The following is a 22,070-nucleotide window of genomic DNA, read 5'->3' as shown; positions in this document are numbered from 1 at the left end:
CTCGCGCGCACATAACTTACAGATTTCAGAATCGACACAGGAGAACTAGTGCTCGACGCAACAACGTTCGATGAGCTTCGCATCGGCCTCGCGACCGCCGACGACATCCGCAAGTGGTCCTACGGCGAGGTCAAGAAGCCCGAGACCATCAACTACCGCACGCTGAAGCCGGAGAAGGACGGCCTCTTCGGCGAGCAGATCTTCGGCCCCTCCCGTGACTGGGAGTGCGCCTGCGGCAAGTACAAGCGCGTCCGCTTCAAGGGCATCGTCTGCGAGCGCTGCGGTGTGGAGGTCACCAAGAGCTCCGTCCGTCGCGAGCGCATGGGCCACATCGAGCTCGCCGCGCCCGTCACCCACATCTGGTACTTCAAGGGCGTGCCCTCGCGCCTCGGCTACCTGCTGGACATGGCGCCGAAGGACCTCGAGAAGGTCATCTACTTCGCCGCGTACATGGTCATCTCGGTCGACGAGGACGCGCGTCACCGCGACCTGGCCACCCAGGAGAACAACATCCGTCTCGAGCTGAAGACGCTCGGCGACCGCCGCGACGCCAAGATCGCGGAGCGCCTGGCCAAGCTGGAGGAGGAGCTCGCGGCCCTCGAGGCCGAGGGTGCCAAGGCCGACGCCAAGAAGAAGGTCAAGGACGCCGCCGAGAAGGAGATGGCGCAGATCCGCAAGGGCGCCGACGAGGCGATCGCCAAGCTCGAGCGCGTGTGGGAGGACTTCCGCACCCTCGAGGTGGGCGCGCTGCGTCCCGAGGACGACGTGTTCCACGAGCTGCAGGACCGCTTCGGCCAGTACTTCGAGGCCCACATGGGCGCCGAGGCCATCCAGAAGCGTCTCGCGGCGTTCGACCTGAAGGCCGAGTCGGAGAAGCTGCACCTGCAGATCTCCGAGGGCAAGGGCCAGCGCAAGATCCGTGCGATCAAGCGCCTCAAGGTCGTGAACTCGTTCCTGGAGACCGGCATGAGCCCGGCCGCCATGGTGCTCGACGTCGTCCCGGTGATCCCGCCGGAGCTTCGCCCGATGGTGCAGCTGGACGGTGGCCGCTTCGCGACCAGCGACCTGAACGACCTGTACCGCCGCGTGATCAACCGCAACAACCGTCTTCGTCGTCTGATCGACCTCGGTGCCCCCGAGATCATCGTCAACAACGAGAAGCGCATGCTGCAGGAGGCCGTCGACGCGCTGTTCGACAACGGCCGCCGCGGTCGTCCCGTCACCGGCACCGGCAACCGCGCCCTGAAGTCCCTCAGCGACATGCTGAAGGGCAAGCAGGGTCGCTTCCGTCAGAACCTGCTCGGAAAGCGCGTGGACTACTCGGGCCGTTCGGTCATCATCGTGGGTCCGCAGCTCAAGCTGCACCAGTGCGGACTGCCGAAGACGATGGCGATCGAGCTGTTCAAGCCGTTCGTGATCAAGCGCCTCATCGACCTGGGTCACTCGCAGAACATCAAGGCCGCCAAGCGCGCCGTCGAGCGCATGCGTCCCGAGGTCTGGGACGTGCTCGAGGAGATCATCCGCGAGCGCCCGGTGCTGCTGAACCGTGCCCCCACCCTGCACCGCCTGGGCATCCAGGCCTTCGAGCCGCAGCTCGTCGAGGGCAAGGCTATCCAGCTGCACCCGCTCGTCTGCGCGGCGTTCAACGCCGACTTCGACGGTGACCAGATGGCCGTGCACCTGCCGCTGTCGGTCGAGGCCCAGGCCGAGGCCCGCGTGCTGATGCTCGCCTCGAACAACATCCTCAAGCCGTCCGATGGCCGTCCGGTCACCCTGCCCTCGCAGGACATGATCATCGGTCTGCACCACCTGACCACGGTCAAGGAGGGCGCGCTCGGCGAGGGTCGTGCGTTCGGCTCGGTGGGCGAGGCGATCCTGGCGAAGGACGAGGGCACCCTCGACCTGCAGGCCAAGGTCCGCATCCGCATCCCGGGTCTGACGTTCCTCGAGGGCGAGGCCCCCGAGGGCTACGAGAGCCACGGCCTCGTGGACACCTCGCTCGGCCAGGCGATCTTCAACGACACCCTGCCGAAGGGCTACCCGTTCGTGCGCGAGGTCGCCGACAAGGGCAAGCTGTCGCAGATCGTCAACAAGCTCGCCGAGGAGTACCCGAAGGTCGAGACCGCCGCGTCGCTGGACCGCATCAAGGACGCCGGCTTCTACTGGGCCACGCGTTCAGGCGTGACCGTCGCGCTCAGCGACGTCATCACCCCGCCGGACAAGGCGGAGATCGTCGCGGGCTACGAGAAGCAGGCCGAGAAGATCCAGGCGCAGTACGACAAGGGTCTGACCACCGACGCCGAGCGTCGTCAGGAGCTCGTCGAGCTCTGGACGAAGGCGACCAACGAGGTCCAGGCCTCGATGCAGGCGCACTTCCCGGAGGACAACACCATCAACCGCATGGTGTCCTCGGGCGCCCGCGGTAACTGGCTGCAGATCCGTAACATCGCCGGTATGCGTGGTCTGGTGAACAACACCAAGGGTGAGTTCATCCCGCGTCCGATCATCTCCTCGTACCGCGAGGGCCTGTCGGTGGCGGAGTACTTCATCGCGACGCACGGTACCCGTAAGGGTCTCGCCGACACCGCTCTGCGCACGGCCGACTCGGGTTACCTGACCCGTCGTCTGGTCGACGTCTCGCAGGACGTCATCATCCGTGAGGACGACTGCGGCACCTCGAAGGGCCTGGAGCTGCCGATCGCCGCGCCGAACAGCGCCGGCGAGCTGGTGCGCGACGCGAACGTCGAGAACTCGGTGTTCGCCCGCACGCTCGCGTCCGATGTCGTGAACGAGGCCGGCGAGGTTCTCGCCACCGCCGGTGAGGACGTCGGCGACGTGCTCATCGACAAGCTCGTCGCGGCGGGCGTGGAGTCGATCAAGGTCCGCTCCGTGCTGACCTGCGACTCGGCCGTGGGTGTCTGCGCGCAGTGCTACGGTCGCTCGCTGGCCACCGGCAAGACGGTGGACATCGGCGAGGCCGTCGGCATCATCGCGGCCCAGTCGATCGGTGAGCCCGGTACCCAGCTGACGATGCGTACCTTCCACCTCGCCTCGGCCGGTGACATCACGCAGGGTCTGCCCCGTGTGCAGGAGCTCTTCGAGGCGCGCACCCCGAAGGGTGCCACCCCGATCGCCGAGGCCGACGGCCGCATCACGATCGAGGAGACCGAGAAGTCCAAGAAGGTCATCCTCACGCCCGACAACGGCGACGAGGAAGTGGTCTACCCGGTGCTGAAGCGTGCGACGCTCCTCGTCGAGGACGGCCAGCACGTCTCGGTCGGCGACCCGCTGCAGGTCGGCACGCTCGACCCCAAGGAGGTCATGCGCGTGCAGGGCGCCCGCGAGGTGCAGAAGTACCTCGTCGGCGGCGTGCAGGAGGTCTACCGCTCGCAGGGTGTGCCGATCCACGACAAGCACATCGAGGTCATCGTGCGCCAGATGCTGCGCAAGGTCACCGTCGTCGACCACGGCGACACGACCCTGCTGCCCGGTGAGATGGTGGACAGCCGTCGCTACCAGGACATCAACCGCGAGGCCGTCGCGGCGGGCAAGCGCCCGGCGTCTGGCCGCCCGGAGCTGATGGGTATCACCAAGGCGTCGCTGGCGACCGAGTCCTGGCTGTCGGCCGCGTCCTTCCAGGAGACGACCCGCGTCCTCACGCAGGCCGCCATGGAGGGCAAGAGCGACCCGCTGGTCGGCCTCAAGGAGAACGTCATCATCGGTAAGCTCATCCCGGCCGGAACCGGTCTGCGCCGTTACCGCGACATCACCGTGGAGGCGACCGAGGAGGCCAAGAGCGAGCGCTACCCGAACCGGATCTTCGCATCCGACGGGGCGTACGCCGACGGCGACTTCGGCTACGTCGACTTCGACGCGTTCTCGACCGACGACATCACCCCCGGCACCTACAACTGAGGTGACGGACTGATCGTCTGACAGAAGGGCCCTGGATCTTCGGATCCAGGGCCCTTCTGCGTTGGCCGACTGCTCTCAGTGGAAGATGCTCGCCACGATGCTGGACGTGTAGCCGGTGGGGGCGAGGTTCGAGTAGCGGGTGTCGATCAGCACGTCGTCGCGCCAGAACAGGGTGCGTCCGTCGGTGACCGGGTATTTCGGATCCGGCCACTCCTTCTCGCAGCGCGTGCCCTTGTCGGGGGTGTAGCAGCTGAACCCCTGGGTCTTCACGAGGTCGTTGAGCATGTCCAGCGCCTCGCCGCGGTACTTCCGGGAGATCGTCGTCGTGATGTTCGTGGTGTCCGCGCCCGGATCCGCCCAGATGCAGATCAGGCTGCCGTCTGCCTGCACGCCGCTCGGCCCGAACACGGGCGAGTTCAGCGGCGTGCTGCCGAGCTGCGCGAGCACGTCGGCGGAGAGGATCGCCTTGCAGTCGGTCGGCAGGGCGACCGGGGTCGACGTCGGGCTGGGGGAGGGCGAGCTCTTGCTCGGCGAAGGTGTGCTCTTGCCGGTCGGAGAAGCGGACGTGCCGCCCGTTCCGCCGCCCGAGGACGGGGGTGCCGTCGGAGTGCACGCCGTCAGCGCCGCGACCAGGGTGAGAGCGGCGGCCGCGACCGCGACGCTGCGAGTCTTCATGGCGCAAGGATAGGCCTCCGCGCATCCGCGGCGCGGTAGCGCCGAACATCCGCCGAGGTCGCGCCGCACCCCGCCGCAGGCCCGGGCCGGCGTGCGGCGGGGCCGGAGTAGCCTGGGAGGACTTCTGGGAGGGAGCGGCATGACCGAGCACCGGGTGGTGATCCTGGGCGATGCGTGGATCGAGGAGATCCGCGACCCCGGCGGAGTGCGCGAGAGCGTGGGCGGCGATGCCGTGGAGCTGGCGTACGCGCTGATCGGCGATGGTCTGTCGCTGACGGTCGTCGTGCCCCTCGGCGATGATCCCGACGGCGAGCGGATCCGCACGGTGCTCGAGGACCGGGGAGTCCGCGTCGTGGGGGTTCCGGCGCTCGACGGCACCCATCGCCGTTCCCTGGTGCGCGACCGCAGCGGTGCCGAGTTCGAGCGGCGCCGCGGAGAGGGCGGGTTCGCGGACACGCGGCGTTCTCTGGCGGCGCAGGCGGACGCCGACGTGATCGTGGACCTCCGCGAGGGGATCCCCAGCACGGTCGCCGAGGAGCGGGACGACGTGCTGCGCGCCCTGGGACTGTCCTCCGTCGCGACCCCGTCCGACGCGGAGGCGCCGGGCATCGGCGGTGAGGCGAGCGCGCGGGTGGACGCCGCCGCGGGGACCGCACCCACAGACGGGCGCCCCTCCGCGGCGACGCCGCGCGGCGAGGGCGATGCCGCCGAGCGGGTTGCCGTCGAGCCGGCCGCCGTCCCGCCGGCGCATCCCGCGGTGCTCCTGCCCGCACCGGTCGCGGCCGGCGCGTTCCGCCACGCCCCGGTGAGACTGCTGCCCGAGCCGCCCGCCGCGCCGGCGCCCGCGCCCGACTGGCACGGCCTCGAGGAGCGGATCGCCCGCGTCGCCACCTGACCGAGCGCGCCACGTCACCACCTGACCCCGCGCGCGTCGCCGCCTGACCGAGCGCGCCGCCGCCCGATCCCCGCCTGACCGAGCGCGCTCGGCTCGCCGCCCGATCGCCGCGCTCAGCCTCGCGGCGTGTACCGTGCGGGCGCGTGCGTGCGGAGGACCAGGTCGCGCAGATCTTCCAGGGACGCGTCTCGGCCGAACACGCCCGCCGCCCGCGCCTGCACCAGCACGTTCCCCAGCGCCGTCGCCTCGACGGGACCCGCGAGCACCGGCAGGCCTGTGCGGTCGGAGGTCTCCTGGCAGAGCAGCTCGTTCAGCGCGCCGCCGCCGATGAGGTTGACCGCGGCGACGGGGCGCCCCGTGAGCGCGGCAGCGGCGCGGACGGCGTCGGCGAACGCCTGCGCGATCGAGGCGACGATCATGCGGACGAATCCGGGCCGGTCGGCAGGAGCCTCCGCGCCCGTCGCCCGCACGAGCGCCGCGATGCGCGCCGGCATGCCGCCGGGAGCGCTCAGTGAGGGGTGGTCGGCGTCGAACAGCACCGCGGGCGCCGGCGCGGCCGCCGCATCGCGCAGCAACGAGGGCAGGCCGAGCGGAGCGCCGTCCTCGGCCTCCCACTCGCGGACGGTCTCGCTGAGCAGCCACAGTCCCGTGACGTTGTGCAGGAACCGGATCCGGCCGTCGACGCCGAGCTCGTGCGTGAAACCCGCGGTGCGAGCGGCATCGGTGAGCACGGGTGCGGCGATCTCCAGGCCGACCAGGCCCCAGGTGCCGCAGGAGATGTACGCGGAGTCGGGCGAGGCGAGGGGAGCGGCGACGACGGCCGATGCGGTGTCGTGGGAGCCGACCGCGACGACCGGCAGCGCCGCGCCGATCCGCGTGGCGAGATCGGCGCGCAGGCGGCCGATGTGCTCGCCGGGGTCGACCAAAGGCGGCAGGATCCGCGGACGGATCCCGAACGCCTCGGCCAGGGCGAGGTCCCATTCGCGGTCGTGCACGCCGAGCAGCCCCGTGGTGGAGGCGTTCGTTCGCTCCGTGACCCGTGCTCCTGTGAGACGATGCGCGAGGAGGTCCGGCACGAGCAGAAGCGTCTCCGCATCCGCCACGCGGTCGTCTGCGGCGAGCTGGTACAGCGACGTGAATGGCAGGAACTGCAGTCCGTTACGCGGGTACAGCTCGGCGAACGGGATCCGGGCGTGCACGATGTCGACTCCGCGGGCCGTGCGGGCGTCGCGGTAGTGGAACGGCTCCGCGAGCAGCTCGTCCCCGCGCAGGAGCCCGTAGTCGACGGCCCAGGTGTCGATGCCGATGCTCTCGATGGCGGGCTCCCGGCGCACGGCCTCGGCGAGGCCGTCGATGACGTGCTCGACGAGCGCCTCGAAGTCCCAGTGCAGGCCGTCCGCGCGGGCGACCGGACCGTTCGGGAACCGCGCGATCTGCTCGAGTTCGAGCCGTTCGGCGCCGACGCGCCCGATCATGACGCGTCCGCTGGTGGCGCCGAGATCGACGGCGGCGAACGCCCGCACCGGCGGGGTCATCGCAGGAAGGCCGCGGCGACGCCGGAGTCGACGGGGATGTGCAGTCCGGTGGTGCGGCTGAGCTCGGGGCCGGTGAGCACATACACGGCGTCGGCGACGTTCTCCGGGACGACTTCGCGCTTGAGGATGGTGCGGCTCGCGTAGAACTGGCCGAGGTCCTCCTCGGCCACGCCGTAGGTCGCGGCGCGGTTCGCGCCCCAGCCGGACGCGAAGATCCCGGATCCGCGCACGACGCCGTCGGGGTTGATGCCGTTGACGCGGATGCCGTGCTCGCCGAGCTCGACGGCGAGCAGGCGCACCTGGTGGGCCTGATCGGCCTTGGTCGCCGAGTACGCGATGTTGTTGGGGCCGGCGAACACGCTGTTCTTGGACGAGATGTAGATGATGTCGCCGCCGAGCCTCTGATCGATGAGGATCCGTGCCGCAGCCTTCGAGACGAGGAAGGACCCCTTCGCCATCACGTCGTGCTGCAGATCCCAGTCCTTCTCGGTCGTCTCCAGCAGCGGCTTCGACAGCGACAGTCCGGCGTTGTTGACGACGAGGTCGACGCCGCCGAACGCGAGGACCGCCTCGTCCAGCGCCGCCTGGACGGCGGCCGCGTCGGCGACGTTCGCCGCGACCCCGATCGCGACATCGCTGTTCCCGAGCTCTGCAGCGGCGGCGCGGGCCTTGTCGAGGTCGAGGTCGGCGACGACCACGCACGCGCCCTCGGCGGCGAGGCGCGTCGCGATGGCCTTGCCGATGCCGGATGCGGCGCCGGTGACGAATGCGATCCGGCCCTGGTGCGACTTCGGCTTCGGCATCCGCTGCAGCTTCGCCTCCTCCAGCGCCCAGTACTCGATGCGGAACTTCTCCGCATCCGAGATCGGGGTGTACGCGGAGAGGGCCTCGGCGCCGCGCATCACGTTGATCGCGTTGACGTAGAACTCGCCGGCGACGCGTGCGGTCTGCTTGTTCGCCCCGTAGGAGAACATGCCCACGCCGGGGATGAGCACGATGAGCGGGTCGGCGCCGCGGATCGCCGGGGAGCCGGCCGTCGCGTGGGCGTCGTAATAGGCCTGGTAGTCGGCGCGGTATTCGGCATGAAGCTCGTGCAGGCGGGCGATCTGCTCCTCGGCGGAGGCCGTAGCGGGCAGGTCGAGGATGAGCGGCTTCACCTTGGTGCGCAGGAAGTGGTCCGGGCAGCTGGTGCCCAGGGCGGCGAGGGCGGGGGCCTTCTCGGAGGCGAGGAAGTCGAGCACCACATCCGTGTCGGTGTAGTGGCCGACCATGGGGTGGTCCGTCGACGCGATCCCGCGGATCGTCGGCGCCAGGACCGCCGCACGCTGCCGGCGCTCCGGCTCGGGCAGCGCCTCGAATCCGGCACGCACCCCGCCGAACGGCTGGGCCTCGCCGTGTTCGGCGATGTACGCGGCGGCGGTGTCGATGATCCACCGGCTGTTCGCCTCAGCCTCCTCGCTCGTGTCGCCCCAGGCCGTGATCCCGTGCCCGCCGAGGATGCAGCCGACCGCGTCGGGGTTCGCGGCCTTGATCGCGGCGATGTCGAGGCCCAGCTGGAAGCCGGGGCGCCGCCACGGCACCCAGGCGACGCGCCCGCCGAAGATCTCCGCGGTCAGCGCCTCCCCATCGGCGGCGGTCGCGATCGCGATCCCCGAGTCGGGGTGCAGATGATCGACGTGCGCGGCGTCCACCAGCCCGTGCATCGCGGTGTCGATCGACGGCGCCGCGCCGCCCTTGCCGTGCAGGCAGTAGTCGAACGCCGCCACCATCTCGTCCTCGCGGCCCACGCCGGGGTACACGCCCTGCAGGGCCCGCAGCCGGTCCAGGCGCAGCACCGCCAGCCCGTGCTCGGTGAGGGTGCCCAGGTCGCCCCCTGATCCCTTCACCCAGAGCAGCTCCACCGGCTCTCCGGTGACCGGATCCGTGTCGGTGCCCTTCGCGGAGGTGTTCCCGCCCGCGTAGTTGGTGTTCCTCGGGTCGGCGCCCAGACGGTTCGAGCGGGCGATCAGCGCGGCGGCGGTGGGGTGGGTCATATCGCTTCCTTGGATGAGTGGGTCATTGGGGGCGCTCAGGCGCCCCAGCCGGCCTGGGCGCCGCCGACGCGCTCGGCGGCGATGCGCTCGAGGTAGCCGGAGTCGAGGAACGCCGCCATGGGATCGGCGGGTAGTCCCCGCTCCTCGCGCCAGGCGGCCAGCGCGGGGCGCACATCGGTGTAGAAGGCGTCCATGAGCACGGCGTTCGCGGCGAGCACGTCGTCGGCGCGCTGTGCGGCGGCGAGGGCCTCGCGATCGATGAGCAGGGCCCGCGCCGTCATCTCCTGCACGTTCAGCACCGAGCGGATCTGGCCGGGGATCTTCGCCTCGATGTTGTGACACTGGTCGAGCATGAAGGCCACGTCGGTGTTGTTGAGGCCTCCGCCGCGGATGACCTCCGCAAGGATCCGGAACAGCTGGAACGGATCCGCCGCACCCACGATGAGGTCGTCGTCGGCATAGAAGCGCGAGTTGAAGTCGAACGAGCCGAGCTTGCCCAGGCGCAGCAGCTGCATCACGATGAACTCGATGTTGGTCCCGGGCGCGTGATGGCCCGTGTCCAGGCACACCATGGCACGGTCGCCGAGGGCGGCCACCTGCGCGTACGCGGTACCCCAATCCGGAACGTCGGTGTGGTAGAACGACGGCTCGAAGAACTTGTACTCCAGTACCAGGCGCTGCTCGTCGCCGAGGCGCGCGTAGATCTGCTGCAGAGAGTCCTGCAGGCGGTCCTGCCGAGCGCGCATGTCGTTCTGGCCCGGATAGTTGGATCCCTCGGCCAGCCAGATCTTCAGGTCACGGGATCCGGTCCGGTGCATCACGTCGATGCAGGTGAAGTGGTGGTCGATCGCCTTCTGCCGGATCCGGTCGTCCTCGTGCGTGAGAGCGCCGAACTTGTACTCCTCGTCCTGGAAGGTGTTCGAGTTGACCGTGCCGAGGCGCACACCCAGATCCTCCGCGTGCCGGCGCAGGTCGTCGAAGGAGTCCACGAGATCCCAGGGGATGTGCAGCGCGACGGACGGGGAGAGGGCCGTGAACCGGTGCACCTGGGCGGCGTCGGCGATCTTCTCGAAGGGGTCGCGAGGCGTTCCCGGGGTGCCGAACACGCGGAAGCGGGTGCCGGAGTTCCCGAACGCCCAGCTGGGCAGCTCGATGGCCTGCTTCTCGAGCTCGGCGAGGATCGCGGGGGAGAGGGTCATGATGCGGTGCTTTCTTCGATGCGGGTGGCGCGGAGGGCGTGCGTGCCGGGGGTGAGCTCGGCGGGGCCGTCGATCGCCCAGCCGGGCGCCAGGGCGACCTCGGCCGTCACTCCGAGCGGGACGTCGACGTTCAGATCCGCGGTCCGGCCGTGGCGGCGCCAGTCGACGGCGATCCTGCCGGCGGGCGCGTCCACGTGCGCCCGGCAGTGCTCGAGCACGCCGTCGAGGTCGGGGGCGATGCGCGTGCGCCGATAGCCCGGCTCCACGAGCTCGATGCCCGCGAGGCGTCGCATCATCCAGTCGACGACGCAGCCGAACGCGTAGTGGTTCATCGACATCCGCTCGACCGTGCCGTCCTCGTGCACCGCGTTCCAGGCCTCCCAGATCGTGGTGGCGCCGTGGTCGACCTCGTACAGCCAGGAGGGTGCCGTGTCCTGCACGAGCAGCGCGCGCGCAAGATCGCGGTGCCCCTCGTCCCACAGCACATCCAGGAGGAACGGGACGGAAACGAACCCCGTGTCCAGGTGCACCCCCGCCTCGTGCACGAGCTCGACGAGGCGGGAGACCACGCGCGGGCGCAGCTCCTCGGGCACCGCGTCGAACGCGAGCGCGAGAACTGCGATGCCCTGCATATCGGGACCGATCCGTCCGTCGTCGGAGACATACTCCGCTGCGAATGCGGCGCGCACCGCCGCCGCATGCTCACGCGCCTGCGCCGCTGTCGCGGCATCGCCGACCGCCTCGGCCGACGCGGCGTACAGATCCAGGGAGCGGATCTGGAACAGGGGCCCGGTGAGCTCGGCCGTCAGCTGCGGCGCGAGCATGATCGCCGAGAACTCGTCGAGCCCTGCGGCCTCGGGCCGGGAGCCGTCGAGCGTCGACGGGGCCAGCCAGTCGCCGAAGTTCATCCGGCCGTTCCAGAGCAGGCGCTGCCGGGCGAGTCGCTCGGGCGAGAGCGATGCGGGATCCAGTCGGGCCGGCAGCGTGGCCGCGGCGTCGGCGGTCTGGTGCTCGACCCAGGTGCGCATCGCGTCGAGGTTGTCGCGCAGGAAGCGCGGATCGCCGTAGTGCCGGTACAGCTCCCAGGGCGCGATCGTGATCGCATCGCTCCAGCCGGCCGCCGCACGGATGTCGCCCAGGCCCGCGTTCGGGCGGTCCGGATCGTCCATGGCCGGCGGCATCGGCACGATGATGGGCACGATGCCGTCATGCGCGGCCTGGTCGACGCGCACGTTGCGCAGCCAGCGGTCGAGGAACGCGGCCACCCCCATGAGCGTCGCGGCGGTCGGCGTGAAGATCTGCAGATCGCCGGTCCAGCCGGCCCGTTCGCGCTGCGGGCAGTCGGTCGGCACCGCGAGGAAGTTGGAGCGCTGCGACCAGATCGTGTTCTCGACGAGGCGGTCCAGGCGCGCGTGCGAGGAGGAGAAGGAGGCCGTCTGGTCGAGGTCGTTCGCGATGACGACGGCGGTGAAGTCCTCAGGAACCGGCGTTCCGGGGTAGCCGATGAGCTTGACGTATCGGAACCCGTGGAAGGTGAACAGCGGCTCCCATTCCTCGCCTTCCGGGCTTCCGGCGAGCACGTACTCGTCGGCCTGGTCCTTGTTGACGCCGAGGATGTTGTCGAGGAAGTCGCCCTCCGCGTCGATGACCTCCGAGTGCTCCAGGCGGACGACCGTGCCGCGCTCCCCGCGGACCCGCATCCGCACCCGCCCCGCCATCACCTGGCCGAAATCGATCACGGTCTCCCCGGCGGGCGTCGTCAGGATGCGCTCTGCAGGGAGTTCACGGACGCGCCGGATCGGTTCTCCCGTGAACGGCACGAGCGGTACCGCGACGGGCACGAGGCTGCAGGGCGTCCACGAGGCGAGGAGCTCGGCGTCGGCCGACGGGGTGTCCCAGCCCGGCATCTCGGCGCGCGCGTCGTGGCGCTCCCCGATGAAGATGTCCGACCAGTCGATCGGGCCGCGTGAGCTGCGCACGGAGGCGTCCGGCCGGATCACGCGCCGGGTGCCGTCGGGGAGATCCACCTCCAGGCGCCACGTGGCGCGGAGGATGTCGCCGTATTGGGCGCTGCGCCCCAGGATCGAGATCCGGCCGGCGTACCAGCCGTCACCGAGGATCACTCCGAGCACATTGGATCCCTCGTGCAGGAGGGAGGTGACGTCATGCGTCATCACCGAGATCTCGTGCTGATAGCTCTCGTACCCCGGCGCCAGCAGCCCGTCTCCGACGGGAAGGCCGTTGAGCGATGGCTGGTGCACTCCCTGGCTGGTGATGCGCAGGCGCGCTGAGGACGGTGCCCCGGGAAGCTCGAACTCTTGCCTCAGGTACCGCGGAGGGTGCAGTCGCTCGCCGGGCGGCGTGGTGTCGGCACTGGGCGCGAACACCTCGGGGCCGAGCTCGAGCGGTCCCTCGGCGAGCACGCGTTCCTGCTCCGGCTCGGCCCACGGTGCGTCCCAGTCCGCGAGGCCGATGCCGAAGCCGGCATCGGCCTCGGCTTCTGCGCCGTCCGCGTCGCGCACGGCCACGCTCCAGCGGTAGTCGGTCCCCGGGACTCCCGTGAAGCCGTCGGGTTCCAGGGCGCTGTCGTCGGATTCGATCCACCCCGAGTCGTACGCGAGCGCGCCGTCCTCGGTCGTGATGCGGACACGGTGCGCGCGCGGCGCAGTAACGGCTCCCGCCGTGCGCACGCGCCACGTGAGGCGCGGTGTGCTGCGGCGCAGCGCCAGCGGGTTCTCGAGATGATCGGCGCGGAGGTCCGAGAGGACGAGCGGCATCGTTGCGGCTCCTTTGCTGTGAATCGATTCAAAATCTGATGCCGACGATACGGCCTCTCTCGGCAGTCGTCAAGTTCAGCGCAGCATGCGGCGCAAACGTCGGCGAAAGAGTTTCGCGGGCGGGATATTGTGAATCGATTCAAACACTGCTAGCGTGCAGAGCACCCGGATCCGCAGCGCCGTCCCGGCCGCGTGCACCGTCTCGTCCCGTTCAAAGGAGAACCATGACCGTCGATTCCTCCGCCGTCCGCCACCCGAACCCGTGGTGGGTCGGCATCGTGTGCGGCATGGCGTCGTACATCGATGCCGCCACGATCGTCGCGACCGGCATCGCCCTCGTCATCTATCAGCACACGATCGGCGTCACGCCCGACCAGATCGGCATCCTGTCCGGACTGCTCACGCTCTCGATCGCGATCGGCGCGGTCTTCGGCGGGAGGCTCGGCGATGCGTTCGGTCGCCGCCGCGTCTTCCTCGTGACCATGCTCGTCGTCATCATCGGCATCGCGCTGCTCGTGTTCGGATCGTCGTTCCCGGCACTGCTGATCGGTGTCATCCTCGCAGGGCTCGGCACCGGTGCGGATCTGCCGGTCTCCCTGTCCACTATCTCGGAGGCTGCGAGCGAGAAGAACCGCGGCGCGATCATCGGCCTGTCCAACATCCTCTGGGTCGTGGGCATCCTCGGGACGATCGTGATCGCGACCTTCGCCGGCGGCATGGGCCGCGTGGGCGGCCAGCTCCTGTTCGGGCAGGTCGGCATCGTGGCGGCTCTCGTGTTCCTCGCACGGCTCACGATCCCGGAGTCGCCGTTCTGGCTTGCGGCGCGCGACGAGCGCCGTCGCGGCGTGGTCACGGTGCGGGCCGACCGCTCCTCGGTGCGCGACCTCCTGCGCAAGCCGTACCTGGGGCCGTTCCTCGCGCTGCTCGTGTTCTACGCCCTGACGAACGTCGGCGCGAACACCGGCGGCCAGTTCGGCACCTATCTCGCGGTGAACGTCGCGGGCATCCCGGTCGCGCTGAACTCCGCCATCGGCCTGGCGTCGTTCCCGATCGGCCTGCTGGCGGGCCTCTGGTTCATGCGGATCGTCGACGGCAAGCATCGCATGACCTACTTCGTCTTCGGCGCGATCGTGCTGCTGCTCGGATACCTGACGCCGGCCGTGCTCGGATTCAGCCTGCCTACGATCATCGCGATGAACCTGTTCATGGGCGTCGGCGGCGCGTTCGCCTTCGAAGGGATCATGAAGGTGTGGACGCAGGAATCGTTCCCGACGCTGCTGCGCACGACCGCGCAGGGAGCGGTCATCGCCGTGGCCCGAGTCGTCGCCGCGCTGCTCGCCTTCGTCACGCCCGCCCTCATCGCGGTCAGCCCGCAGGGGCTGTACGCCGTGCTCAGCGGCGTCGTCGCGATCGGGCTGATCGTGGCCTGGTTCGCCTTCCGCAAGGCGGGAGAGAGCCAGTTCGTCACCGAGTCGCTCAGCACGATCGCCGTCGAGCCCGAGGCGGACGCGGCCCCGATCGAGTCCTGACCCCATAGCCCGCCCACCGCACGCCCACGATCCGGAAGGACCGACATGGACACCCCCCTGCACCAGGCAGCCTTCATCACAGCGAACGCCCCGCGCGACGCCGCGATCCGCTTCCGCCGGACGGTCGCGCCGGTGCAGCCGCGCGCGGCGGTCGCATCCGCTCGGCTCGTCGCTACCGCTCTCGGCGTGTACGAGGCGCGCCTGGACGGGGCGCCGGTGTCGGACTCCGTGCTCGACCCGGGCTGGAATGCCTACGAATGGCGTCTCCCGTTCCAGAACTGGGACGTGACGGATGCGGTGCGCGGCGGGTCCGGGGATCTCTCGATCGACGTGCTCGTGGGCAACGGCTGGTATCGCGGCGACCTGGGCTTCGAGGGGGCGAACGCGAACTACGGAGAGGAGATCGCGCTCGCCCTCGCCCTGGAGCTCGTGTTCCAGGACGGATCGGTGCAGACGGTCAAGACCGGCCAGGACTGGCGGGCGGAGACGAGCGAGGTGCTGCGCAACTCGCTCTACAACGGCGAGACCATCGACGCCCGCCTGCGCGGAGAACCGGGGGAGGAGCTCGCCGTCTCGACCATCGACGTCGATCGCAGCCGGCTCGTCGCGCAGGCGGGTCCGCCCGTGCGCCGTCAGGAGACGCTGCGCCCCGTGCGGATCTGGACCTCGCCGGCAGGGCGCACGCTCGTGGACTTCGGGCAGAACCTCGTCGGATGGATCCGGGCGACCGTGCAGGGCCCCCGGGGGACCGAGATCGTCCTGCGTCACGCCGAGGTGCTCGAGGGCGGCGAGCTGGGCACCCGGCCGCTGCGCGCCGCCCAGGCCACCGACGTGTTCGTGCTGTCGGGCGAAGAGGACGTCTTCGAGCCCACGCTCACCTTCCACGGCTTCCGCTACGCCGAGGTCACGGGCTGGCCCGGTGAGCTGAGCGCCGAGGACCTCGAGGCGGTCGTCGTGCACTCCGAGATGCGCCGGCTCGGATCCTTCGAGTGCTCGGAGCCGCTCGTCAATCAGCTCGTGCACAACTCGGTGTGGGGGCAGAAGGGCAACTTCCTCAGCGTCCCCACGGACTGTCCGCAGCGCGATGAGCGGCTGGGCTGGACGGGCGACATCGCCGCCTATGCGGCGTCGGCCTCCTTCCAGTTCGACACCTCCGACTTCCTCCACGACTGGCTCGAGGACCTGCATGCGGAGACCCGCCACTCGGAGTCGGGTGTCGTCCCGATCGTGGTCCCGGACGTGCTGAAGTACGCGCACTTCGGAGAGGACTTCGCGTTCCCCGCCCTCGGCGCGACGGCGATCTGGGGCGACGCCGCGGTCTGGGTTCCCGAGGCGCTCTGGCGCGCCTACGGGGATCGGGACCGCCTTGCGGCGCACTACCCGGCGATGGTGCTGCACCTCGAGTCCGTCGAGCGCGCACTCTCGCCGACGGGGCTCTGGGATCAGGGCTTCCAGTTCGGCGACTGGCTGGATCCGGATGCGCCGCCGGAGAACCCCGCTGCGGCGAAGGCGGATCCGCATGTCGTGGCGACGGCCTGCCTCTACCGCTCGGCGTCGTTCGCGGCGGAGGCCGCGGAGGTCCTCGGGCTGACCGACGAGGCGGAGCGCTGGCGGCGGCTGGCCGAGCGCACGCGCGCGGCGTTCCAGGGGCACTACGTCGAGGACGGTCGTGTGCGCTCGGACTGCGTGACCGTCTACGCGCTGGCGATCTGCTTCGGTCTTCTCGGTGATGTCGATCGGGAGAAGGCGGCCGAGCGGCTGGCCGAGCTGGTGCGCGCCGGGGGCTACCGGGTCACCACGGGCTTCGCCGGCACCCCGTTCGTCACCTGGGCGCTCTCCGAGACGGGCCATGTCGACGACGCCTATCGGCTGCTGCTGGAGAAGGAGAACCCGTCCTGGCTCTATCCCGTGACGATGGGAGCGACCACGGTGTGGGAGCGCTGGGACTCGATGCTGCCGGACGGATCCATCAACCCCGGCGAGATGACGAGCTTCAACCACTACGCGCTCGGAGCGGTCGTCGACTGGATCCACCAGGTCGTCGGCGGCATCCGTCCCGCGGAGCCCGGCTACGCCAAGGTGCGCATCGAGCCGGTCCCCGGACCGGGCATCTCCTGGGCGCGCACCCGATACGAGTCCTCGGCGGGCGAGATCGCCGTCGAGTGGCGCACCGACGATGACGGGTTCGTGCTGGAGGCGCGGGTGCCCGAGGGCGTCCCGGCGGAGATCGTGCTGCCCGGAGGGGCGACGCACGAGGTCGTCGGGGGCCGGCACCGCTTCACCCTCTGAGGCAGGGCCCGTCCGTGCCCCGGGCGCGGCCCGCCGCAGCTCCGCCGGAGGCATGCCCTAGGCTCGCTGTGCGAGAGAAGGGGGCGGCGATGGTCGTGAGCGTCCGGGAAGTGGCAGAGGACGCCGGTGTGTCCGTCGGCACCGTCTCGAACGTCCTCAACCGCCCCGAACGCGTCTCCGCGGAGACCGTCGCCCGTGTTCAGGCGTCGATCGCGCGCCTGGGCTACGTGCGCAACGACGCGGCGCGCCAGCTGCGGGCGGGACGCAGTCACACCATCGGCCTGGTGGTGCTCGACATCCGCAACCCGTTCTTCGCCGAAGTCGTGCGGGGTGCCGAGCAGCGCGCCGACGAGCACGGACTGTCGGTTCTCGTCGCGAACAGCGACGAGAACGCGGGGCGTGAGCGCATGCTGCTCGACCTCTTCGAGGAGCAGCGCGTCGCCGGCGTGCTCATCACTCCCGTCGCCGACGCCCTGCCCCGATTGCAGCAGATGCGGGAGCGGGGCACCCTCAGCGTGCTCGTCGACCGGGAGACCAGCGACCCCGGATTCTCCTCCGTCGCCGTGGACGACGTGGAGGGTGGCCGGATCGCTGCGGCGCATCTCCTCGAGACAGGGCGCCGCCGCCTCGCTTTCGTCGGCGGACCGGTATCGCTCCGACAGGTCTCGGATCGTCTCAGCGGCGCGCAGGCGGTCGCGGCCGAGGCCGGCGTGGGCCTCGAGTTCATGGCCACCGGCGCGCTCAGCGTGGAGGAGGGCCGCCGAGCGGGCCGCCTCCTCATGGAGCGTCCCCGGGCGCAGCGGCCCGACGCCATCTTCGCCGCGAACGACCTGCTGGCTCTCGGGATCCTGCAGAGCCTGGTCATGGTGGGCGATGCCCGGGTGCCGCAGGACATCGCGCTCATCGGCTACGACGACATCGACTTCGCTGAGGCGGCGGTCATCCCGCTGAGCTCGATCCGGCAGCCCGCCGGCCTCATCGGATCCACGGCTGTCGACCTGCTCCTCGGCGCCGCCGACGGGCGCGCCGCGGCGGCGGAGACGGTGCTCTATCGCCCCGAGCTGGTCGCGCGCGCATCCACGCTCGGCGCGTGAACACGCGGACGGCGGGCGCTCCGTCTCCTCGATTTCCGGTGTCAGGATCCGCCGGGTATGCTTGATCTTCGCGCCCCCGGTCGGCTGGAAAAGCGGGACGGGCGTGCATGGCGAGTTGCCCGAGCGGCCAAAGGGAGCTGACTGTAAATCAGCCGCGGAATGCTTCGGGGGTTCGAATCCCTCACTCGCCACCCCCGGAAGGCCCTCGCGAAAGCGGGGGCCTTCCCTCGTCTCACGGTGTGCTGACGCCTCAGTCGCGCGACGCGGGCCGGGCGAAGAGGTTGACGAGGTTGCCGTCGGGGTCGCGGAACAGCGTCGACCGGTTGCCCCAGGGCATGGTCGTGGGCGCGAGAACGACGTCGTCGAGCACATCGCGCAGCCGGGCGAACTCCGCGTCCACGTCCTCGACGAGGAACTCGATGATCACGGATTCGTTGCTCCCGGGCTTCGGAGCGCGGTCGCCGAGCATCGCGACGGTCGCCGTGCTGCCGATCGCGAGGGTGCCGGTCCCGGTCCTGAGCTCCGCGAACACCGGGGCCGGTCGCGCGGCCGTCGCCCCCGTCACGTGTTCGTAGAAGCTCGCGAGACGGTCGACGTCGTCGGTGATGATGCGGATCGATGCGAAGTCCACGGGGTTCCTCTCCGTCGGGCCGTGCGGCGCGACGAGTTCATCCTCGGCGCTGCCACCGACATCGCGGGCCGGATCCGATGCGGGACCCGATGCCCACCGCGCGTGCCCTTCCTAGACTGGTGGTCATGCGTGCCCTCACCGAAGACCAGATCCGGGCGTCGTTCCGCAACGCCGAGCCCGACGAGGTCGCCGAGATCGCGATGCCGCACGACCTTCTTCTGGCCGAGTGGGACTACCTCGACTTCTTCGCGTGGCGGGATCCGATCGCCGCGCGCAGCGGCTACATCGTCATCGAGCAGGAGGGAGAGGCCGTCGGCATCGTCCTGCGCGCCGCCGACCCCTCACGGGTGCGCTCGGGGATGTGCAACCTCTGCCACACGATGCAGCCCGGAAACCAGGTCGCGCTGTTCGCGGCGCGCCGCGGCGGCGCGGAGGGACGCAAGGGCTCCGTGGTCGGCACGTACATCTGCGCCGACCTCTCCTGCCACGAGAGCGTGCGGCTCGCCCCGCCGCTCGCGCCGAACGAGATCCGGGCCGAGCGCCTCGCCGACCGCCGCCTCGACGGCACGCACCGCCGGGTATACGCCTTCGTGGCGTCGGTCCTCGGCGACGCCTGATCCTCAGGTTCATCCGCACTGAGACTCGGTGTCACGGCCGCCGTCGACGCGGGTACGCTGGACGAGCGGTTCACGCCGCCTGATCGCCGCCGATCCCGAAGGAGTCCCATGTCCGAGCCGCTGCTCTACCGTGTCGAGGACGGGCTCGCCCGGATCACACTGAACCGCCCGCAGCGGCTCAACGCGTTCAACGCCGAGCTAGCGCACGCCTGGGCCGAGACCACCGCGGCCGCCGTCCGCGACAGCGCGGTGGGCGCGATCCTGATCGAGGGCGAAGGGCGTGCCTTCTGCGCCGGCGGCGACGTCATCGACATGGCCACGGGCATGGGCGGGCCCGAGGAGATCGAGCGTCTCGCCCAGGTGATCCACTCCGGGATCGCATCGCTCGTGTCCTCCGCGGTGCCGGTCGTCGCCGCCGCGCACGGAACCACCGCGGGCGGGGGACTGGGGATCCTGCTCGCGAGCGACTACGCCGTGGTCGGATCCGATTCGCGCTTCGGCAGCCTGTACGCCAACGTCGGTCTCACTCCCGATCTCTCCGTGAGCGCCCAGCTGGCTGCGGCGGTCGGCGAACGCCGCGCGCTGCAGCTGCTGCTCACCGACCGCATGCTGTCTGCCGCGGAAGCCGTCGAGTGGGGCATCGCCGCCGAGGCTGTGGGGGAGGGCGATGCGCCGGCCATCGCCGCGGCGGTCCGCAGCCGCGCCGAGGAGATCGCCCGCTTCTGGCTGTCCGGCGCGTTCCGCGCGTACGGGCAGGCGAAGCGCCTGGTCCGTTCGCGCCCCGAGCGCACGTTCGCGGGCCAGCTCGACGAGGAGGCGCGCAGCATCGCCGCGGCGTTCGGGGGCGCCGAGGCGCAGGGGCTGATCGCGGCGTTCGCGAGCCGTTCGAGCACCCGCTGAGGCAGGCGCCCGCGCGGGCGTGAGTTCCGCGCCGCGTCGATCCGCACAGCCGCGGGTGCGGGTGCAGTTATCCACCGTCGTCGCACTACGCCGAGGCCGCGCGCTCGATCATGCGAGGATGAAGGCACGACAGACGGGGGATCCCATGGCGAACACGACACCACCGGCGAAATCCGGGGCGAACACGTCCCTGCTCATCCGCGGAGCCATCTGGATCGCGATCGGCGCGCTCATCGCGGCCGCGCTGGTCTGCGTGGTCTGGGTGCTGATCGGCGACCAGCAAGGGCTCATCGGCCGCGCGTTCCTGACGATCCTGCTGCTCGCGGGCTTCGCCGCCATCGCGATCCTCGAGGCGAGCCTGGCGCCCAACCGCGAGGACTGGCTCGCCCTGCTCAGCATGATCTCGTGGATCCTCGCGCTGCTGGTCGGGGCGGTGAAGATCTGGCTGCCCGACGACGGCACGTCCTTCTCCTACTTCGACGGTCCGGAACGGTTCTTCCAGCTGGTCGCTGTCGTCGTCATCCTGCAGCTCGCCCTGTTGCACGTGCGGCTGTTCCGCAAGGCGGCGGCGCGCTACGTGACCGGGTTCACGCGCGCGATCGTCTGGGCCACCTTCGCGTTCCTCGCGGTGCTCGTCGGCATGCTGGTGTTCTACCTGACCTTCCCGCACACCTTCCACTACCACGAGCTGTACTGGCGCATCGTGGTGGCCCTGACGATCCTCGTTGCGGTGGGCACCATGCTCATCCCGCTGCTGAATGTGCTGTTCGCCCCGAAGCGGCCCGCACCTGCGCCTTACGCGGCGACGGCGTCTCCGGCGGCCCCGCTGCAGCCCTGGCCGACGCACGCGGACGCCCGCACGCCGCTGCCGATCCTTCCCGACGGCAGCCCCGACTGGAACGCGTACTACACGGGAGTGCCGTCCCCTGGCGCCACGATCCCGGGGCAGGTGCAGGCGGTGCCGGTTCAGCCTGCGGCGACTCAGCCTGTGCCCGCGGCGGCTCAGCCTGTGCCGGCCGCGGCCCAGCCTGCGCCGGTGCACGACCCTCTGTCCGGCGGGCACGGCCTCGACGGCGCGGCACCGTCCGGCGTCGCCCAGGCCGGCGAACCCTCGGGGTTCCCGCAGGCCCCGCCCGCCCCGCCGACCACGTCCTCGTCCGCGTCGTGACCGCCGCAGATCTCCGCGATCTCGCGGTCGACATCGCGCACGAGGCAGGGGAGCTGGCCCGCCGCCGACGTGAGGAGGGCGTCTCCATCGCCGCGAGCAAGTCGACGCTCGCCGACATCGTCACCGAGGCCGACCGCGAGGTCGAGGCGCTCATCCGCGCGCGGCTGAGCACGGAGCGCCCGGGCGACGGCTTCCTCGGCGAGGAGTCCGGCGGCGGTGAGGGCACGACCGGCATCACCTGGGTCGTGGATCCGATCGACGGCACCGTCAACTACGCGTCGGGCATCCCGCTGTACGCCGTGAGCATCGCCGCGGTCGAGGGCGGTGCCGACCCGGACGGCTGGACCGCGCTCGCCGGGGTCGTGCGGTCGCCCGTCATCGGGGAGACGTTCTCCGCGGTGCGCGGCGAGGGGGCGTACGTGAACGGGGTGCGCCTTCGGATAGCCGAGCCCGGCCCGGCCGGCGCACTGCTCGCCACGGGGTTCGGGTACGACTCGAGCACGCACGCCGGCGACCTCGCCACGGTGGGCCGCGTGATGCCGATGGCGCGGGATCTGCGTCGTGGCGGCAGTGCCGCTACCGACCTCGCATACGTCGCCGCGGGACGCCTGGACGGCTACTTCGAGCGCGGGCTGTCGCCGTGGGACTTCGCCGCGGGCGCGCTTCTCGTGCAGGAGGCCGGAGGCGTGTTCCTGCGTCCGGAGGGGCGCGATGTCACCCGTCGCCTGAACCTCGCGGGCGGTTCTCGAGTCGTCGAAGAGCTGCGGCTCAGGATCCTCGAGACCGCCTGAACAGGGCGTGCCGGGACGCGGA

At 70.6% G+C, this 22,070-nt stretch carries 15 protein-coding genes and 1 tRNA gene; 10 read left to right on the top strand and 6 right to left on the bottom strand.

What is annotated here, in order from left to right:
• Window positions 1–48: 48 nt before the first annotated feature.
• Window positions 49–3,915: a DNA-directed RNA polymerase subunit beta' gene (gene rpoC, locus AERO9AM_RS14570; protein WP_159576792.1), complete on the top strand. Its 3,867-nt coding sequence runs from the start codon at window positions 49–51 to the stop codon at window positions 3,913–3,915.
• 75 nt (window positions 3,916–3,990) lie between these two features.
• On the opposite strand, the gene AERO9AM_RS14565 is transcribed toward rpoC, so the two are convergent.
• Entirely contained in the window at window positions 3,991–4,590 is a 600-nt protein-coding gene (locus AERO9AM_RS14565; protein ID WP_159576791.1) for a hypothetical protein, read from the bottom strand.
• Between the two features lie 139 nt (window positions 4,591–4,729).
• On the opposite strand from AERO9AM_RS14565, the gene AERO9AM_RS14560 reads away from it, so the two are divergent.
• A complete protein-coding gene (locus AERO9AM_RS14560) occupies window positions 4,730–5,485 on the top strand; it encodes a hypothetical protein (protein ID WP_159576790.1) in 756 nt (251 codons plus the stop codon).
• A gap of 113 nt (window positions 5,486–5,598) precedes the next feature.
• Here the strand turns inward: AERO9AM_RS14560 and AERO9AM_RS14555 are convergent, their stop codons facing one another.
• From AERO9AM_RS14555 to AERO9AM_RS14540, 4 genes are read right to left on the bottom strand one after another with little or no spacing between them, the layout of a single operon-like run.
• Window positions 5,599–7,020 carry a rhamnulokinase gene (locus AERO9AM_RS14555; protein WP_159576789.1) on the bottom strand — a complete coding sequence of 474 codons (1,422 nt, stop codon included), beginning with the start codon at window positions 7,018–7,020 and terminating at the stop codon, window positions 5,599–5,601.
• A complete protein-coding gene (locus AERO9AM_RS14550; protein ID WP_159576788.1) occupies window positions 7,017–9,053 on the bottom strand; it encodes a bifunctional aldolase/short-chain dehydrogenase in 2,037 nt (678 codons plus the stop codon). The genes AERO9AM_RS14555 and AERO9AM_RS14550 overlap by 4 nt, the downstream gene beginning before the upstream one ends.
• Window positions 9,054–9,088: 35 nt before the next feature.
• Complete coding sequence (rhaI, locus tag AERO9AM_RS14545) at window positions 9,089–10,255, bottom strand: L-rhamnose isomerase (RefSeq protein ID WP_159577566.1); 1,167 nt, start codon at window positions 10,253–10,255, stop codon at window positions 9,089–9,091.
• Window positions 10,249–13,029 carry an alpha-L-rhamnosidase gene (locus AERO9AM_RS14540; RefSeq protein WP_159576787.1) on the bottom strand — a complete coding sequence of 927 codons (2,781 nt, stop codon included), beginning with the start codon at window positions 13,027–13,029 and terminating at the stop codon, window positions 10,249–10,251. The genes rhaI and AERO9AM_RS14540 overlap by 7 nt, the downstream gene beginning before the upstream one ends.
• A gap of 224 nt (window positions 13,030–13,253) precedes the next feature.
• On the opposite strand from AERO9AM_RS14540, the gene AERO9AM_RS14535 reads away from it, so the two are divergent.
• The 4 genes from AERO9AM_RS14535 (at window position 13,254) to AERO9AM_RS14520 (ending at window position 18,132) form a co-directional block, all read left to right on the top strand.
• Entirely contained in the window at window positions 13,254–14,558 is a 1,305-nt protein-coding gene (locus AERO9AM_RS14535; protein WP_201298652.1) for an MFS transporter, read from the top strand.
• Window positions 14,559–14,603: 45 nt separating this feature from the next.
• On the top strand, window positions 14,604–16,847 hold the full coding sequence (locus tag AERO9AM_RS14530; protein ID WP_159576786.1) for a family 78 glycoside hydrolase catalytic domain: 2,244 nt from the start codon (window positions 14,604–14,606) through the stop codon (window positions 16,845–16,847).
• An 89-nt stretch (window positions 16,848–16,936) separates the two neighbouring features.
• Window positions 16,937–17,941, top strand: coding sequence for a LacI family DNA-binding transcriptional regulator (locus AERO9AM_RS14525; RefSeq protein WP_159576785.1), 1,005 nt, complete (start codon window positions 16,937–16,939; stop codon window positions 17,939–17,941).
• 109 nt (window positions 17,942–18,050) lie between these two features.
• Window positions 18,051–18,132, top strand: a tRNA-Tyr gene (locus AERO9AM_RS14520).
• 59 nt (window positions 18,133–18,191) lie between these two features.
• On the opposite strand, the gene AERO9AM_RS14515 is transcribed toward AERO9AM_RS14520, so the two are convergent.
• Window positions 18,192–18,572 carry a VOC family protein gene (locus AERO9AM_RS14515; protein ID WP_159576784.1) on the bottom strand — a complete coding sequence of 127 codons (381 nt, stop codon included), beginning with the start codon at window positions 18,570–18,572 and terminating at the stop codon, window positions 18,192–18,194.
• Window positions 18,573–18,697: 125 nt separating this feature from the next.
• On the opposite strand from AERO9AM_RS14515, the gene AERO9AM_RS14510 reads away from it, so the two are divergent.
• The 4 genes from AERO9AM_RS14510 (at window position 18,698) to AERO9AM_RS14495 (ending at window position 22,048) form a co-directional block, all read left to right on the top strand.
• Window positions 18,698–19,189: an FBP domain-containing protein gene (locus tag AERO9AM_RS14510; RefSeq protein WP_159576783.1), complete on the top strand. Its 492-nt coding sequence runs from the start codon at window positions 18,698–18,700 to the stop codon at window positions 19,187–19,189.
• 108 nt (window positions 19,190–19,297) lie between these two features.
• Complete coding sequence (locus tag AERO9AM_RS14505; protein WP_159576782.1) at window positions 19,298–20,089, top strand: enoyl-CoA hydratase/isomerase family protein; 792 nt, start codon at window positions 19,298–19,300, stop codon at window positions 20,087–20,089.
• Window positions 20,090–20,207: 118 nt separating this feature from the next.
• Window positions 20,208–21,257, top strand: a complete 1,050-nt coding sequence (locus AERO9AM_RS14500; RefSeq protein ID WP_159576781.1) for a hypothetical protein — start codon at window positions 20,208–20,210, stop codon at window positions 21,255–21,257.
• Complete coding sequence (locus AERO9AM_RS14495) at window positions 21,254–22,048, top strand: inositol monophosphatase family protein (protein WP_159576780.1); 795 nt, start codon at window positions 21,254–21,256, stop codon at window positions 22,046–22,048. Before AERO9AM_RS14500 ends, AERO9AM_RS14495 begins: the two co-directional genes overlap by 4 nt.
• The last annotated feature ends 22 nt before the right edge of the window (window positions 22,049–22,070 follow it).

The sequence above is a fragment of the Microbacterium sp. 8M genome (assembly GCF_902506375.1).
Lineage (GTDB): Bacteria > Actinomycetota > Actinomycetes > Actinomycetales > Microbacteriaceae > Microbacterium.
Note: the sequence above shows the minus strand (reverse complement) of the source record. Positions and strands in the feature narration are given on the sequence as shown.

Bases quoted from the DNA above. Each gene is read 5' to 3' on its own strand.
- AERO9AM_RS14565 (WP_159576791.1), bottom strand. From the start codon at position 4,590: ATGAAGACTCGCAGCGTCGCGGTCGCGGCCGCCGCTCTCACCCTGGTC.
- AERO9AM_RS14560 (WP_159576790.1), top strand. From the start codon at position 4,730: ATGACCGAGCACCGGGTGGTGATCCTGGGCGATGCGTGGATCGAGGAG.
- AERO9AM_RS14555 (WP_159576789.1), bottom strand. From the start codon at position 7,020: ATGACCCCGCCGGTGCGGGCGTTCGCCGCCGTCGATCTCGGCGCCACC.
- AERO9AM_RS14550 (WP_159576788.1), bottom strand. From the start codon at position 9,053: ATGACCCACCCCACCGCCGCCGCGCTGATCGCCCGCTCGAACCGTCTG.
- AERO9AM_RS14540 (WP_159576787.1), bottom strand. From the start codon at position 13,029: ATGCCGCTCGTCCTCTCGGACCTCCGCGCCGATCATCTCGAGAACCCG.
- AERO9AM_RS14535 (WP_201298652.1), top strand. From the start codon at position 13,254: ATGACCGTCGATTCCTCCGCCGTCCGCCACCCGAACCCGTGGTGGGTC.
- AERO9AM_RS14530 (WP_159576786.1), top strand. From the start codon at position 14,604: ATGGACACCCCCCTGCACCAGGCAGCCTTCATCACAGCGAACGCCCCG.
- AERO9AM_RS14525 (WP_159576785.1), top strand. From the start codon at position 16,937: ATGGTCGTGAGCGTCCGGGAAGTGGCAGAGGACGCCGGTGTGTCCGTC.
- AERO9AM_RS14510 (WP_159576783.1), top strand. From the start codon at position 18,698: ATGCGTGCCCTCACCGAAGACCAGATCCGGGCGTCGTTCCGCAACGCC.
- AERO9AM_RS14505 (WP_159576782.1), top strand. From the start codon at position 19,298: ATGTCCGAGCCGCTGCTCTACCGTGTCGAGGACGGGCTCGCCCGGATC.
- AERO9AM_RS14500 (WP_159576781.1), top strand. From the start codon at position 20,208: ATGAAGGCACGACAGACGGGGGATCCCATGGCGAACACGACACCACCG.